We start from the raw sequence: 13,736 nt of genomic DNA on the forward strand, positions 1-13,736 counted from the left end.
CAAGGCTGGCAATTCTGCGCCAACCGCTTATTCCGGCTTGCCCTGCACACTGGAAACCCACTGCTCACTCCGACTATGGCCACTGGTCCTCAGCAACCCCAGGTCCAGCGCATTCTCGCCATCCGCCGCGCCTTTACCCTTGGCGATCTCGGCAATCGCCGTACCCAGGTCCACCGGCGAATTGGACGCATCGACCGAAACATCCCGGCGGTAATCATTGCCACTCAGGGTTTGGCGGCTTACCGAGCTGGCATCGAGCGTGACCGCACCCTTCGCCGATTGCAGGCGTACGCCAACCAGCTGTGCCTCACCCCCCACCTTCAGCTCGACACCATCACTGCCCTTGAGCACCGACTGCTGGCCCACGCTGTCGCGCAGTACATGCGATACCTCAAGGCTGAAGGTCGGCGAGAGGCCTGGGTCGGCTTTGCTCAGGGCCGAGCGGGCTTTCTCCTTGACCTTGCCAGCCAGCGGCCCGGCCAGCGAGGTGGCGGCATTGACGTAGCCTTGCGGGTTCTTCTCCTGGCTCAGCCGGGCATCGCCTTTCACCGTCAGTGTGTCGACGTTATCCTTGCGACTGGCGATGCGCAGGTCGCCATCGATCACGCCGGTGATGCGCCCGGCGTCGAGGCTGGCAGCTTCGATGCGGGTGTCACCAAGGCTTTGCAGGTCGATGTTCTCTGCGCGCAGGTTGCTGGCGTTCCAGGTCTGGTTGTCGCGCTTGTCCAGCTCGACCTTGGCACGGCCATGCAGGCCGCGGGTGTCGGTGGTGCCTGCGGTCATGTTGAAACCGGCACCGGCGGTGATATCGAGGTTGTTGCGCTGCTCCTGATTGGACGAGGCCTCGATCAGCATGCCGCCATTGGAAGCGTTGAGCTCGATCTGCTCGGCGGATGCCTGCAGGCCCTCCAGGTGCACGGCAATGTCCTCGCGAGCATGGCTGCTGAGGGTCAGCTTGCCGGCACTGGCGAATTGGGCATCGACGGCTTGACGGGCGTTTTCATCCTGCTTGCCATGGGTGAAATGGCCGCCAATGCCGCCGCCTTTGCTCTCGCCCATCCTGGCGGCCAGCTCCAGGCCACCGCCGAGTATGCCGCCGCTGGCTTGCTGGGTGTCGTTGCCTGCCTTGACCTGGAGGCGGCCGTCGCTGTGCAGGTGAATATCGCCAACCTTGGCTTCGCGACTGCCGATGCGGGTGCCTTCGAGCAACAGATCACCCACGCTGCTCAGGCGTACTTCACCCTTGGCGTCGATTTGTGCCACCTGAGCCTTGGTTTGCAGGGCTTGCTGCTGTGCGTGGTCGAGATAGCCACGCCCGTCGATGCCGGTGCTGCCAGGGCGATTACCGACCTTGGCCCAGGCGTTGCCGTCAAGTTGGCGGGTCAGCTGCTCGGCGCGGTCGCTGGCCTGGGGCACCGATAGCGTGCCGGCACTGTGGATGACCACGTCGCCTTCGCCACCCTCCATGCGTGTGCCTTCATACTGGCCATCGCTGCCCAGCTGGACCTGGATACCCTGTTGTCCATAAAGGCTGCCGGGCACTGCAGTGCTGGCCGTGGTCAGCTTGCCCAGCGACCCACCCTGGCCTGCGGCGCGCACGTTCACGTCACTGCCGGAGCTGGTGTCGACGCGCATGTCACCGCCATAGGCCAGGCGCTGCACGCTGACCTCCTCGGTATTTTCGGCGGCGCGCAGGGTGTGCGCTTGTGCATCGATCTGCAGTTTGCCGGCCCCGGCACGCCAGGCGGTACCTTGGTCCTCGATCGTGTCGGCCTTGACCTCAACCTTCGCGCCGGTCAGCTCGCTTACCTGGGCAATGCCACGGCGCTGGTTTTCCAGGCGCTTGAGGTGTTCCACGGTCATGTCGGCACCGACGCTGGGCGCTACCATGGCGTCCTCGGGCGACGCCTGCTGGAAGCGCGCGGCTTCTTCACCCAGTACCAGCCGTTCGATTGGCCGGGTCAGGTCGCGGTACTCGACGCTGGCGCCGAGGCTGCCGGACCACTCGTTGCGGAGTTCTTCCCGTTCATGGGTATCCACAACCGCACGGTTGTCGATGCGCCTGGCGGTCACCTTGAGGGTATCCCCGGCAGTGACGCGTGCGGCTTCGGTCACCAGCTCGTCAGCATCGAGCTTCAGGTTGCCACTGGCCTGCAGTTCGCTGCGTTGGGCCTTGCTGTCGCGCTCGGTGACCGCCGTGCTGTCGTGATGGCCTTCGAACAGGCTGCCCAGGCGGTCGATGCCGCCGGTGACGGTCAACCCACCGCCGCTCTGGCTTTCGCCCGTGGTGACTTCGTGCTCATTGCGGGTGGCACCCAGTGTCACTTGCGTGGCCTTCACATCGAGGTCGCCGGCACTGGCCTGGACCTTGGAGCCGTTGACTTGCAGGTGCCGTTCACTGCTCAGGCCAACCGTAGCCCCCTTCAGCTCACTGGCGACCTGCGTGGTGTCGCGCACCTTTTCGCTGCTGTTGACCACCTCATAGGCCACGCCCGCCGCGTATTGGCGTGACTCCGGCTTGCCGTCTTCGGCGTCCTGGGTTTGCCGTGCACTGGCCGTCAAACCCCGTTGCTGCTCGCGGGTTTCGCTTTCGCTGACCGCTTGTGCGCTACCGATCAGCAGGTCGCCCTTGGCTTCGACCTGCAGGTGCGCACCGGCTTCGACCTTGGCGCCCTGGATGCGCAGCTCATCGGCACTGGCCAGGCGCAGGTTGCTGGACGAACTGACATCGCTGAGCAGCACCTGCTGTTGGCGTGTGGTGCTCTCGTGATCACTGCCGATCAAGCCGAACAGCTTGCTGTCGCTGTTGCGCTCGGTGGAGCGGGTACTGCCATGGTCTGCTTCGATCGCCAGCGCGCCTTTTTCGCTGTACAGCACGGCATCCTCTTTGCCGCGCACGGTGCTGCCCTTGATGCTGACCTGGCCGGCGTGGATCTTCAGCTTGCCATCAGCGGTGACGCTGCTGCCGGCAACGTTCTGGCCCTCGGTGTCATTGCCCTTGCGATTGCCGAAGAAGGTTCCGGATACCAGGTCGCCTCGGTAGTTGCCGTCGCTGCTGCGTTGTTGCAGGGCGGTTGTGCCGACCTTGACCTGCGTGGCATTGATGTCCATGTCGCCGCGGCTATCCAGGGTGCTGCCCTCGACCTTGAGTGTGTCTTTCGCGTTGATTGTCATGCGTTGTGCGCTCAGTGTGCTGGGGCGTGCGGTTTCTGTGTACCGGTCGGTATCGCTGTCGCCGCGCCAGAGGTCCTTGCGATGGCGCACCTGCTCAGTGATTTGCTTGCTGTCGATGCCGGCGGCGATGTCCAGGTTGGCGCCGCTGTCGAGGGTAATGTCAGCGCCTGCATTCACCTCGGCGGCGGCCAGGCGCATGTCGGCACCGGACTGCAACCTGATGCTGTCGCTGCCCTGCAACTGCACGCCACGCTGCTGGCGTTCGGTGGTGGTGCTGTCGCGGCTGTACGTTTCGCGGGTGATGAACAGGAACTTCTTGTTCCAGCTTTCGCGGTCGTGGCTGATGTTTTCGCGGGCCTTGGCGTCCAGCGTGAGTTTCTTGCCGGCCTTGGCTTCGATGCGCTCGGCCTTGCCGTCGGTGGCGCTCAATGTCAGGTCATCGACGGCACTGAGCAGCAGGTCGCCTTGTTCACTGTGCAGTTCGGCAGGGTTGTCGGCTTCGCCACTGATCGCCAACGAGCCGGCCGAGTGAATGGCAATGCCGTTGTCGGCCTTTACCTTCGCCCCCATGCGCACGCCCGCACCTTCGGCCGTACTTACCACGCGAATGCGCCCGGCGCGCATGGCGCCGAACAGGTTGGCGTCGATGCTCGACGGGGTGCCCGGCAGGTGTTCGAGGATCTGGCCATCGGCATGTGCGATGCGGTTGCGGCCAACGGTTACCTCAAGGTCGCCTTTGGCCATGAGCAAACCGTACTGGTCCACCTTGGGTGCAATCAGATCAAGCGCACCTTCGGCATTGCTCTGGCCACCCTGGAGCACCTGCAATGTGCCACTGGCATTCAGGGTGTTGAAGTGACGCAACTGTTCATCCTGCAACTCGGGCGTACCGACCACGAACCCGGCGCGGGTGGTGTTGATGAAACTGCCGCCATTGAGGGTGATGCCGTTGGGGTTGGCGAGGATGTAGTCGGCGGGGCGGCCGAAGATTTCCTGTGGGCCTTCGATCAGCGAGGCATTGCGGCTGACCACTTCGTTGAGAATGGTCGACGCCGCCTGGCCCTGGAACTGCGGGTTGGCGGCGAGTGCTCCAGCCAGTTGCGACTGGCCGTCGTGCACGGCGTTGTTCATTACCACACCAGGGCGGGCGACGTTGTAGTCGAGGAACTGGTTATGCGACAGGCCACTGGCGTTGGGTGGGACGATGTCGATCACCGGGACGCCATGATCGTTGTTGATGATGGGGGTGCCTGCCGGGCCGCTGGCGGCTTCCAGCCCACCCTGCGCGAAAGCGCTGGTGGGGCCGAGCAGGGCAAGGAAGATGGCCCAGCGCAAGGAATCCGGGCGGGTAGACGGTAACGGCGAGAGTATCTGCATGTTCTCGTTCTCTTTGTTGTGGGTGAATCAGATGCTCAGGGTGCACTCCAGTACCCAGAAGCCTGGCTCCAGCTGGGAGCGGGGCAGGTCACTGGTGTAAAGGGCATGCTGGTAATCGAGGCGCAGACGGGTGTCCGGCAGGCTCAGCTCGATGCCGGCGGCTGCGCCTGCCAGGCGTTGCGAGGGCTTGCCAGAGGCTGGCCGGGCCCAGCCGACATCGAGGCCGAGGTAAGGGCGTATCTGCATGGGGTGGGCCCAGTTAGCTGGCAGTGGTTGGCTGAAGGTATTGCGCCAGGCCGCACCACTGGCCCCGGAGTAAGTGCGCAGGCGAAAGCCCCGTACGGTCGAGTCGTCACTGACCAGCAGTTGTTCGATGGCCGGCAGTGCGTCGTCGCTGTACTGCAGGGCCAGTTCGCTTTGCCAGCGCCATGGTGTATTTGCCGGCCCCTGGCGCAAGTGCAGGAGGCTGGCGCGGTACTTGCGAAAATTCGGGCGCAGGCGTTCCACGCCTAATGGCGAATCATCGGCAGCGAACCAGTCCAGGCCTTGGGCAATGCCTACATAGCCGTTCCATAACCCACCTTCGAGCCACAGCAAGTTGATACCCGCCTCGACGCTGGTAAGTGTTGGGCTCTGCTGGGTGACAACGGTGCCGGCGCTGCGGTTGACCAGTTGCTTGCGGTCCAGCCTTGTGCTGGCGCTGAGAACGCCTTGCTGGTTGCGCCACAGTACCCGCTCGATACTCAGGCCCTGGTAGCTGCTGCTGCCGTCGCTGGTTTGTCGGCTATGCGGCAGGGGCGCGTCGTAGGTCAGTTGGCTGGCGTTGAGGGCAAAGGTCCAGGGGCCGTAAGGGACGCTGTAGTACAACGTGATGCCTTGCGTCTGGCCGGGTGCGTGGAAAACCGTGGAGAGCAACGAGGCACGCAGGTCGTCATTCAGGCCGAGCGGGCTGTCGAGGCCAAGGCTGAGGCTCAGGCGGTGGCGGCCAGTCAGCTCACTGCCGCGGTTGTCCAGGCGCGTGTCCAGGTGCCAGCGTGAGCCGAGCTTGCGGGGCTGCAGAAGCACCCGGGTACCCCCTTGCATTTCGCCCGGCAGCAGGTCCATGCCCAGGTCATAGGCACGCAGGCGGTTGAGTTGGTCGAGCCCTTGTTCCAGGTAGGGCAAGTACAGGGGGTGGCCTAGTACGCCGGGGAAGGCGCCGCTCAGCGACAGAGGCAATGCGGGGCCGGCGAGCTCGATGGTTTCGACGAAGCCTTCGACGATGACGATGTCCAATGGAGCACCAGCCTGAGGCTGCTGACGCAGATAGGGACGGCTGGTTGGAAAGCCTGCGCTGACATACAGCTGGGTGATGCCCCTGAGCAGGCTATTGATGTCATCGATGCCCATGCAGGGCAGTGTCCGGTCGCGCAGAAAGGGCTCAAGCGCCTGATCCGGCAGTTGGCGGTTACCTATGATGCGCAGGCCGGACACGGCCCAGCACTGACTGTCGAGCCTGTGGGTGGGGGGCTGCTCGCCGCTCTCGGGCAAAGGAGGCTGCTGCCAGCGCTTGAGCCGCTGTTGCTGTTCGAAATCCCGCAGTGACTGCTGCTGGTCGCGCAGTTGCAGGCTGGCGGGGTCGTCAGCCAGGGCCGTGGTGGTGACCAACAAGCCCGCCAGGTAGCCGGCGAGCAGACTGCTGGCGATAGGGCGAAATCGGCATGGCATGGAACATCCCCGCAAGTGGCGTACGAATCACGTACTCATTTGCGTGGATGCTAAAAATTCATGCCCCTGGTTGGATGCAGTACCCGGCCTCGGCTGGGCGTAGGTGGGGTGTGCATTTGCAGTATGAAAGGTCCTACAAGCTCAGTCTGCTTGTAGGACTATCAAGGACGAATCTCGATCAGCGTGCCATCGCGGACCAGGTCCCACACTTCCTGCATGTCTCGGTTACGCATGGCGATACAGCCATCGGTCCAGTCGAGGGTGTGGAAGTACCACTCGGGGTAGTCATCGTTGATCGGCGTGCCGTGGATCATGATCATGCTGCCGGCACTCCAGCCTTCGCGGGTGGCGCGGGCGGCGTCGCTGATGTTCGGGTAGGTGATGTGCATGGCCAGGTTGAAGCGGTCGCTTTCCTTGCGCCAGTCCAGCCAGTAAAGGCCTTCCGGGGTCTTCTTGTCGCCTTCCCGCTCCTTGGCGCCCTTGGGTTGTTTGCCCAGGGAGATGCGGTAGGTCTTCAGCGGCTCGCCGCGGCTGATCAGTTGCAGGCGCCGCTCGGACTTGATCACCAGCACCTTGTCGATCAGCGGCTGCATGGCCGCCTGGGACTGCGACTGAGCCGGCACGGGCGGTTGGGGCTTGCGAATGACGACTTCGGTGAAGGCCGCCTGGGACACCGTGGTAACGCAAAGGCAGAAAAGGGCGAACAACCAACGCATGAAGCAGTACCTGCGAGCTTAAGTGGTGGGCGAAACATTCATCGGCGGCAGGTATTCATGGCCTATCGGGTAGTGCTGCCTGATGCGGTCGCGATAATAGCATTCTAGTGTGCGAGTGACGGTGCGGAAAGCCAGCTCGCCCCACGGTATTTCGTGTTCCTCGAACAACCGCACCTCCAGGCTTTCGACACCCACGGCGAATGCCAGGTCGGCCAGCTCGGCGCGGAAGAATACATGCACCTGGTTGATGTGCGGTAAATCGAACAATTGGTAAAGGGCCATTTCCCCGACGCGGGCGCAGGCTTCCTCGACGGTTTCGCGACGGGCGGCCTGGTCGAGGGTCTCGCCGTTTTCCATGAAACCGGCCGGCAGCGTCCAGAAGCCGCGGCGCGGCTCGATGGCGCGGCGGCACAGCAGCACCTGGCTGCCCCAGGTGGGCAGCACCCCGGCGACGATATTGGGGTTCTGGTAGTGGATGGTCTGGCAATACTCGCAGACGAACCGCAGGCGGCTGTCGCCCTCGGGGATCCGCTGAATGACCGGCTGGCCGCACGCGCTGCAGAATTTCATGGTGTTCTTCCCTGTTGACCCGGTTATCTTGGCGCGCCAGGTGGGGCTGCCGCAAGCGCACGGGGCTTGGGTGCTTCGCGGCTTTGGTGCATCATGCAAGGCAGGCCTTGGAAACGAGAGTGCGCAATGCTGGACGAGCTACTTCGCCGTATGAGCAACCACCAACCTGCTTCACTGGAAACCGACCGACGGTTCCCCGAGGCGGCGGTACTTTTGCCCATCACCCGCAGCGAAGCGCCCGAGCTGGTTTTGACGCTGCGTGCCAAGGGGCTTTCGACCCATGGCGGCGAAGTCGCCTTTCCCGGTGGGCGCCGCGATCCGGAAGACCCGGACCTGGTGTTCACCGCGCTGCGCGAGGCCGAAGAAGAAATCGGCCTGCCACCCGGCCTGGTGGAGGTGATCGGCCCGCTCAGCCCGCTGATCTCCCTGCACGGCCTGAAAGTGACCCCGTTCGTCGGCTTGATCCCGGATTTCGTCGAATACCGCGCCAACGATGCCGAAATCGCGGCAGTCTTCAGCGTGCCGCTGGAATTCTTCCGCCAGGACCCGCGTGATCACACCCACCGGATCGATTACCAGGGCCGCAGCTGGTACGTGCCCAGCTATCGCTACGGCGAGTACAAGATCTGGGGGTTGTCGGCGATCATGATCGTCGAGCTGGTCAATCTGTTGTATGACGCCGGTATCAGCCTGCATCAACCCCCTGAGCGCTACATCGAAATCTGAGCGGGGATACCCTGCCGTCTGCGTGAACCTCTGAGGAACGAACATGAAATACCGCCTGGGCGACCACCGGGTCGACTGCCACCCCACCAGCTGGGCCGCACCCAACGCCACCCTGATCGGCAAAGTGCGCCTGCAGCCCCGTGCCAGCGTGTGGTTCGGTGCCGTGCTGCGGGGGGACAACGAACTGATCGACATCGGCGAGGGCAGCAACGTCCAGGACGGTACAGTGATGCACACCGACATGGGCTCGCCGCTGACCCTGGGCAAGGGCGTGACCATTGGCCACAACGCCATGCTGCATGGCTGCACGGTGGGCGACTACAGCCTGATCGGCATCAACGCGGTCATCCTCAATGGTGCGCGCATCGGCAAACACTGCATCATCGGCGCCAACGCGCTGATCCCCGAAGGCAAGGAAATCCCCGACGGCTCGTTGGTGATGGGCTCGCCGGGCAAGGTGGTGCGCGAGCTGACTGAACAGCAGATGCGCATGCTCGAAGCCAGCGCCGCACACTATGTACACAATGCCGAGCGTTATGCGCGAGAACTGGTGGTTGACGATGAGTGAAGTTGCAGTAGAACGGCCGGTGGCGTCGCCATGCGTGAGCATTTGCGCGCTGGACGAGCAGGATATCTGTACCGGCTGCCAGCGCACCGTGGCCGAGATCGGCCGCTGGGGGCGGATGGACAACAGTGAGCGCCGGGCGGTGTTGAAGCTTTGTCATGAGCGGGCGGTGGCGGCCGGGTTGATTATCGGGGCGTGATCTTGCGTCGGCTTGTTCGCGGGTTTACCCGCGAACAAGCCAGCGGTAATCTGTGGGGCTTGCCCACAGAAAATCTGCCCATGTTCTATCTCATTGCCTATATCAGTAGCGTAGTGCTGATCAACTACGCCTTCTCCAGCGCCCCGCACCTGGACATCATCTGGTCCTGCTGGGGCGGCCTGGTGTTCATCCTGCGCGACATGGTGCAGACCCGCTACGGCCATGGCGCGCTGATCGCCATGCTGCTGGCGCTGGTGCTGTCGTATGTCACCTCGGAGCCGGCCATTGCCCTGGCCAGCGCCACTGCGTTCTTCGTCTCCGAACTGATCGACTGGCTGGTGTTCAGCATCACCCGGCGGCCACTGCGTGACCGCCTGTGGCTGAGTTCGGCGCTGAGCATTCCGGTGGATACCTTTATCTTCTTTGGCATGATCGGCGCCCTGACGCCGGCGGTGATCGGCACCGCCATGGCCTCGAAATTCGCCGGTGTCACGGCCGTCTGGCTGGCCATGGCATTTCGTGCGCGGCGGGCCGCTGTGGCGGGCTGATGGTGTAGAATACCGGTCCTTTTTCAGCGGGCCGTGCCAAGCCTGGCACGGCCCCGGACGCCTTCGAGGACCTGAAATGACCCGTATCGGAACCCCATTGTCGCCAACCGCGACCCGTGTACTGCTCTGCGGCTGTGGCGAGCTGGGCAAGGAAGTGGTGATCGAGCTGCAGCGCCTGGGCGTCGAAGTGATCGCCGTCGACCGTTACGCCAATGCCCCGGCGATGCAGGTGGCGCACCGCAGCCACGTGGTCAACATGCTCGATGGCGTTGCCTTGCGGGCGGTCATCGAAGCGGAAAAGCCGCATTACATCGTTCCGGAAATCGAAGCCATCGCCACCGCCACGCTGGTCGAGCTGGAGAATGAAGGCTTCACCGTGGTGCCAACCGCCCGCGCCACCCAGCTGACCATGAACCGCGAAGGCATCCGTCGCCTGGCCGCCGAAGAGCTGGACCTGCCCACCTCGCCGTATCACTTTGCCGACACCTACGAGGACTACGCCAAAGCCGTGGCCGATGTCGGTTACCCTTGCGTGGTCAAGCCAGTGATGAGTTCCTCGGGCAAGGGCCAGAGCCTGCTGCGCAGCGATGCCGACCTGCAGAAATCGTGGGACTACGCCCAGGAAGGCGGCCGCGCCGGCAAGGGGCGGGTAATCATCGAGGGCTTCATCGACTTCGAATACGAAATCACCTTGCTGACCGTGCGCCATGTGGGCGGCACCACCTTCCTCGAGCCGGTCGGCCACCGTCAGGAGAAGGGTGACTACCAGGAATCCTGGCAGCCACAGGTCATGAGCGCGAAAGCCTTGGCCGAGTCGCAGCGCGTGGCCAAGGCGGTCACCGATGCACTGGGTGGTCGTGGCCTGTTCGGTGTGGAGCTGTTCGTCAAAGGCGACCAGGTGTGGTTCAGCGAAGTCTCGCCGCGCCCGCATGACACTGGCCTGGTGACCCTGATTTCCCAGGACCTGTCGCAGTTCGCCCTGCATGCCCGTGCCATTCTCGGCCTGCCGATTCCGGTGGTGCGCCAGTTTGGCCCTTCGGCTTCGGCGGTGATCCTGCCGGAAGGCCAGTCGCAGCAGACCAGCTTCGCCAACCTGGGTGCTGCCCTGAGCGAGCCGGACACGGCCATCCGTCTGTTCGGCAAGCCGGAAATCAACGGCACGCGCCGCATGGGTGTGTGCCTGGCGCGTGATGAGTCGGTCGAAGCGGCAAGGGCCAAGGCGACCCGTGCTGCGCAGGCGGTCAAGGTAGAGTTCTGATCCAACGGGGGCTGCTTTGCAGCCCTTCGCGGGCAAGCCCGCTCCCACAGAGATCGGCATGCTCCCTGTGGGAGCGGGCTTGCCCGCGAAGGGTCGCAAAGCGGCCCCAATGGCTCAAAGCTCGGTATTGCGGGTTTCTTTAAGGCACAGCACGGCAATCAGGCTGATCACCGCCGCCGCCGACACATAGCCCCCCACCCAGCTCAACCCGCCCATGCTCACCAGCTTCTGAGCAAAGAACGGCGCCGCCGAAGCCCCGACAATGCCACCCAGGTTGTACGCCGCCGAAGCGCCGGTATAACGCACATGGGTCGGGAACAGTTCAGGCAGCAGTGCCCCCATCGGTGCAAAGGTCACTCCCATCAGGAACAACTCGATGGCCAGGAACAGTGCCACGCCTGTGGTTGACCCTGAGGTCAGCAATGGCTCCATGGTGAAGCCCGAAGCCACCGCCAGCAGGCCGCCGACAATCAGTACCGGTTTGCGCCCGTAACGGTCGCTGAGCCAGGCCGACAGCGGTGTGGCCAGGGCCATGAACACCACGGCGAAGCACAGCAGGCCGAGGAAGGTCTCGCGGCTGTAGCCCAGGGTTGTCACGCCGTAGCTCAGCGAGAATACCGTCGAGATATAGAACAGCGCATAGCACACCACCATGGCGGCTGCGCCCAGCAGGGTCGGCAGCCAGTACTTGGCGAACAGGTCGACCACCGGCAGCTTCACCCGCTCGTGGCGCGCTACTGCCTTGGCGAACACCGGGCTTTCTTCAAGCTTCAGGCGCACATACAGCCCCACCATCACCAATGCGGCACTGAGCAGGAACGGAATGCGCCAGCCCCAGTCGCGGAACTGTTCATCACTGAGCAGCATGGCCAAGGTCAGGAACAGGCCGTTGGCAGCAAGGAAGCCGATCGAAGGGCCAAGTTGCGGGAACATGCCAAACCACGCACGTTTGCCTTCTGGTGCGTTCTCGGTGGCCAGCAGTGCTGCGCCGCCCCATTCACCACCCAGGCCCAGGCCTTGGCCGAAGCGCAGCAGGCAGAGCAGGACCGGTGCCCACACACCGATGCTGTCGTAGCCCGGCAGCACACCGATCAGCGTGGTGGACACGCCCATCAGCAGCAGCGAAGCGACCAGTGTCGACTTGCGCCCGATGCGGTCTCCGAAATGGCCGAACAGTGCCGAGCCCAGCGGGCGGGCGAGGAAGGCAATGCCGAAGGTGATGAACGCCGCGAGCATTTGCGCAGTGCCCGACCCGGACGGGAAGAACACCGGGCCGATCACCAGCGCGGCAGCGGTGGCATAGACGTAGAAATCGTAGAACTCGATGGCAGTGCCGATGAAGCTGGCGGTGGCAACCCGTGCAGGCGAGTTGACCGGCGCGGCAGGCGCTTGGGCATAGGTGCTGGTGGTCATTAAGTAGGTCCCTAACAGTCTGGTCCGCTCCATGGGCTTTGTCTGCGCTGTGTGCATGGGTCGAAGGCAGGCACAGCTTGGCGGACGCCGGAGCGTATTGTTGTTGTGTTCGCGCGACTGACGATTGGCCCGAGGAGGGTAGGGGCGGGAGCGGGCACTGTTCGGGGTATTGAAGCAGAACCGCGGGGCGTGTCAGTGGAGCGGACTGGCCGTGTGGCGCCGGGTGCGGGTAGCAGGCGGAACGGCGGGGCTGGGTAAGCGTGACCCGAGTATAGCTATCGGGTCACGGTCCACACCAGTACCTTGCTGGCGCAATTGTCCTCTGTTTCGAGGATTTCCAGGCGATAGCGGCCGATCTTCAGGCAAACAGCGCTTTCCGGAATGCTCTCGAGGGCTTCGGTGACCAGCCCGTTGAGGGTTTTCGGGCCGCCGTCGCAAGGCAGGTGCCAGCCCAGGGTGCGGTTGATTTCGCGCAGCGAGGCGGTACCTTCGATGACGAAGGTGCCATCGGGCTGCGGGTGCACGTGCGGGTTGTCGAGGCTCTGTTCATCCTCGAATTCACCGACGATCTCCTCGAGGATGTCCTCCAGGGTGACGATGCCCAGCACCTCGCCATACTCGTCCACCACCACGCCCAGGCGCCGCTGTTGCTTGTGGAAGTTCAGCAATTGCATTTGCAGGGGCGTGCTTTCCGGTACGAAGTACGGTTCGTAGCAGGCACCCAGCAGTTGCTCCAGGGTCAGCTCGGCCTTGGGCAGCAAGTGGCTGATGAGCTTGGTGTTGAGGATCGCTTCGACCTGGTTGATGTCGTTGTGGTACACCGGCAGGCGCGTGTGGCGGCTGACGATCAACTGCTCGATGATGTGCGCGATAGGCTCGTCAAGGTTGATGCCATCGACTTCATTGCGTGGCACCAGGATGTCATTGACGGTGATCTTGTCCAGCGACTGCAGGCCGTCCAGCAGGCCGTGGCGCGGTGCCTCGTGCTCGTCGTCTTCGTCGAATTCGTCAGCTTCCTGCGGGTGCAGGGCAACCGCCGTGGGCTGCGCGCGAAACGGCCGCAGTATCAGCTTGGCGATGCCATCGAACAGGCAGGCCAAAGGCTGCAGCAGGGCCAGTGGAAATGGCCGCAGGCTCAGGCCAAGGCTGATGAAGGCCTGTGGGTTGCGCCGAGCCAGGCGCCGCGGCAGGAACTCGGCGAAAACCAGCAACGCTGCCACAGCGGCCAGGCCAGCCAGCCAGAAGCCGTGCTCGCCGCTCTGGCGTTGGCCGATCAGGCAAGCCAGGCCCAGCACCAGCAGCTTGCCCAGGCTGGCGCACAGCACCAGGGCTTGTGCCGGCAGCAGCGGTTGGCCGTCATCGCCATTGCGCAGCGAGCCGTTGAGCAGCAGGCGGGCGGCGTCCACGGCGGTGAACAACGCCGACCACAGTAGCGCCAGTGCCAGAATGCCGAGTAGCGGTGCGTACGGCAGGGTGTCCATGG

General features: G+C 63.8%; 10 protein-coding genes and 1 pseudogene. 5 read left to right on the plus strand and 6 right to left on the minus strand.

The annotated features are described in order from the left end of the window. Positions 1 to 27: 27 nt before the first annotated feature. From ACIPZ5_RS08345 to ACIPZ5_RS08360, 4 genes and pseudogenes are all read right to left on the minus strand, one after another. The gene (locus ACIPZ5_RS08345; RefSeq protein ID WP_400807744.1) at positions 28 to 4,551 is read right to left on the minus strand and encodes a hemagglutinin repeat-containing protein; all 4,524 of its coding nucleotides are present in this window, start codon (positions 4,549 to 4,551) and stop codon (positions 28 to 30) included. A 27-nt stretch (positions 4,552 to 4,578) separates the two neighbouring features. Further along, entirely contained in the window at positions 4,579 to 6,258 is a 1,680-nt protein-coding gene (locus ACIPZ5_RS08350; RefSeq protein WP_400807747.1) for a ShlB/FhaC/HecB family hemolysin secretion/activation protein, read from the minus strand. A gap of 161 nt (positions 6,259 to 6,419) precedes the next feature. Next, positions 6,420 to 6,839 (minus strand): annotated as a pseudogene (locus ACIPZ5_RS08355) (murein L,D-transpeptidase family protein); the annotation flags it as partial. A gap of 153 nt (positions 6,840 to 6,992) precedes the next feature. After that, complete coding sequence (locus tag ACIPZ5_RS08360; protein ID WP_261942875.1) at positions 6,993 to 7,544, minus strand: NUDIX hydrolase; 552 nt, start codon at positions 7,542 to 7,544, stop codon at positions 6,993 to 6,995. Between the two features lie 126 nt (positions 7,545 to 7,670). On the opposite strand from ACIPZ5_RS08360, the gene ACIPZ5_RS08365 reads away from it, so the two are divergent. The 5 genes from ACIPZ5_RS08365 (at position 7,671) to purT (ending at position 10,840) form a co-directional block, all read left to right on the plus strand. Then, the gene (locus ACIPZ5_RS08365) at positions 7,671 to 8,270 is read left to right on the plus strand and encodes a CoA pyrophosphatase (RefSeq protein WP_027920115.1); all 600 of its coding nucleotides are present in this window, start codon (positions 7,671 to 7,673) and stop codon (positions 8,268 to 8,270) included. A gap of 43 nt (positions 8,271 to 8,313) precedes the next feature. Next, positions 8,314 to 8,838, plus strand: coding sequence for a gamma carbonic anhydrase family protein (locus tag ACIPZ5_RS08370; protein WP_343598486.1), 525 nt, complete (start codon positions 8,314 to 8,316; stop codon positions 8,836 to 8,838). Continuing rightward, the gene (locus ACIPZ5_RS08375) at positions 8,831 to 9,034 is read left to right on the plus strand and encodes a DUF1289 domain-containing protein (protein WP_343598487.1); all 204 of its coding nucleotides are present in this window, start codon (positions 8,831 to 8,833) and stop codon (positions 9,032 to 9,034) included. The genes ACIPZ5_RS08370 and ACIPZ5_RS08375 overlap by 8 nt, the downstream gene beginning before the upstream one ends. An 80-nt stretch (positions 9,035 to 9,114) precedes the next feature. Further along, positions 9,115 to 9,582 carry a VUT family protein gene (locus ACIPZ5_RS08380; protein WP_261942878.1) on the plus strand — a complete coding sequence of 156 codons (468 nt, stop codon included), beginning with the start codon at positions 9,115 to 9,117 and terminating at the stop codon, positions 9,580 to 9,582. 76 nt (positions 9,583 to 9,658) lie between these two features. Next, positions 9,659 to 10,840, plus strand: coding sequence for a formate-dependent phosphoribosylglycinamide formyltransferase (gene purT / locus ACIPZ5_RS08385; protein ID WP_400807753.1), 1,182 nt, complete (start codon positions 9,659 to 9,661; stop codon positions 10,838 to 10,840). Positions 10,841 to 10,954: 114 nt separating this feature from the next. Here purT and ACIPZ5_RS08390 read toward each other — a convergent pair whose 3' ends face one another. Then, entirely contained in the window at positions 10,955 to 12,253 is a 1,299-nt protein-coding gene (locus ACIPZ5_RS08390; protein ID WP_313713069.1) for an MFS transporter, read from the minus strand. Between the two features lie 275 nt (positions 12,254 to 12,528). Then, entirely contained in the window at positions 12,529 to 13,734 is a 1,206-nt protein-coding gene (locus ACIPZ5_RS08395) for a transporter associated domain-containing protein (RefSeq protein ID WP_400807756.1), read from the minus strand. Positions 13,735 to 13,736: the final 2 nt, after the last annotated feature.

Origin of the sequence: Pseudomonas sp. NPDC089428 (assembly GCF_044749325.1) — a bacterium.
Classification (GTDB): domain Bacteria; phylum Pseudomonadota; class Gammaproteobacteria; order Pseudomonadales; family Pseudomonadaceae; genus Aquipseudomonas.

Bases quoted from the DNA above. Each gene is read 5' to 3' on its own strand.
- ACIPZ5_RS08345 (WP_400807744.1), bottom strand. From the start codon at position 4,551: ATGCAGATACTCTCGCCGTTACCGTCTACCCGCCCGGATTCCTTGCGC.
- ACIPZ5_RS08350 (WP_400807747.1), bottom strand. From the start codon at position 6,258: ATGCCATGCCGATTTCGCCCTATCGCCAGCAGTCTGCTCGCCGGCTAC.
- ACIPZ5_RS08360 (WP_261942875.1), bottom strand. From the start codon at position 7,544: ATGAAATTCTGCAGCGCGTGCGGCCAGCCGGTCATTCAGCGGATCCCC.
- ACIPZ5_RS08365 (WP_027920115.1), top strand. From the start codon at position 7,671: ATGCTGGACGAGCTACTTCGCCGTATGAGCAACCACCAACCTGCTTCA.
- ACIPZ5_RS08370 (WP_343598486.1), top strand. From the start codon at position 8,314: ATGAAATACCGCCTGGGCGACCACCGGGTCGACTGCCACCCCACCAGC.
- ACIPZ5_RS08375 (WP_343598487.1), top strand. From the start codon at position 8,831: ATGAGTGAAGTTGCAGTAGAACGGCCGGTGGCGTCGCCATGCGTGAGC.
- ACIPZ5_RS08380 (WP_261942878.1), top strand. From the start codon at position 9,115: ATGTTCTATCTCATTGCCTATATCAGTAGCGTAGTGCTGATCAACTAC.
- purT (WP_400807753.1), top strand. From the start codon at position 9,659: ATGACCCGTATCGGAACCCCATTGTCGCCAACCGCGACCCGTGTACTG.
- ACIPZ5_RS08390 (WP_313713069.1), bottom strand. From the start codon at position 12,253: ATGACCACCAGCACCTATGCCCAAGCGCCTGCCGCGCCGGTCAACTCG.
- ACIPZ5_RS08395 (WP_400807756.1), bottom strand. From the start codon at position 13,734: ATGGACACCCTGCCGTACGCACCGCTACTCGGCATTCTGGCACTGGCG.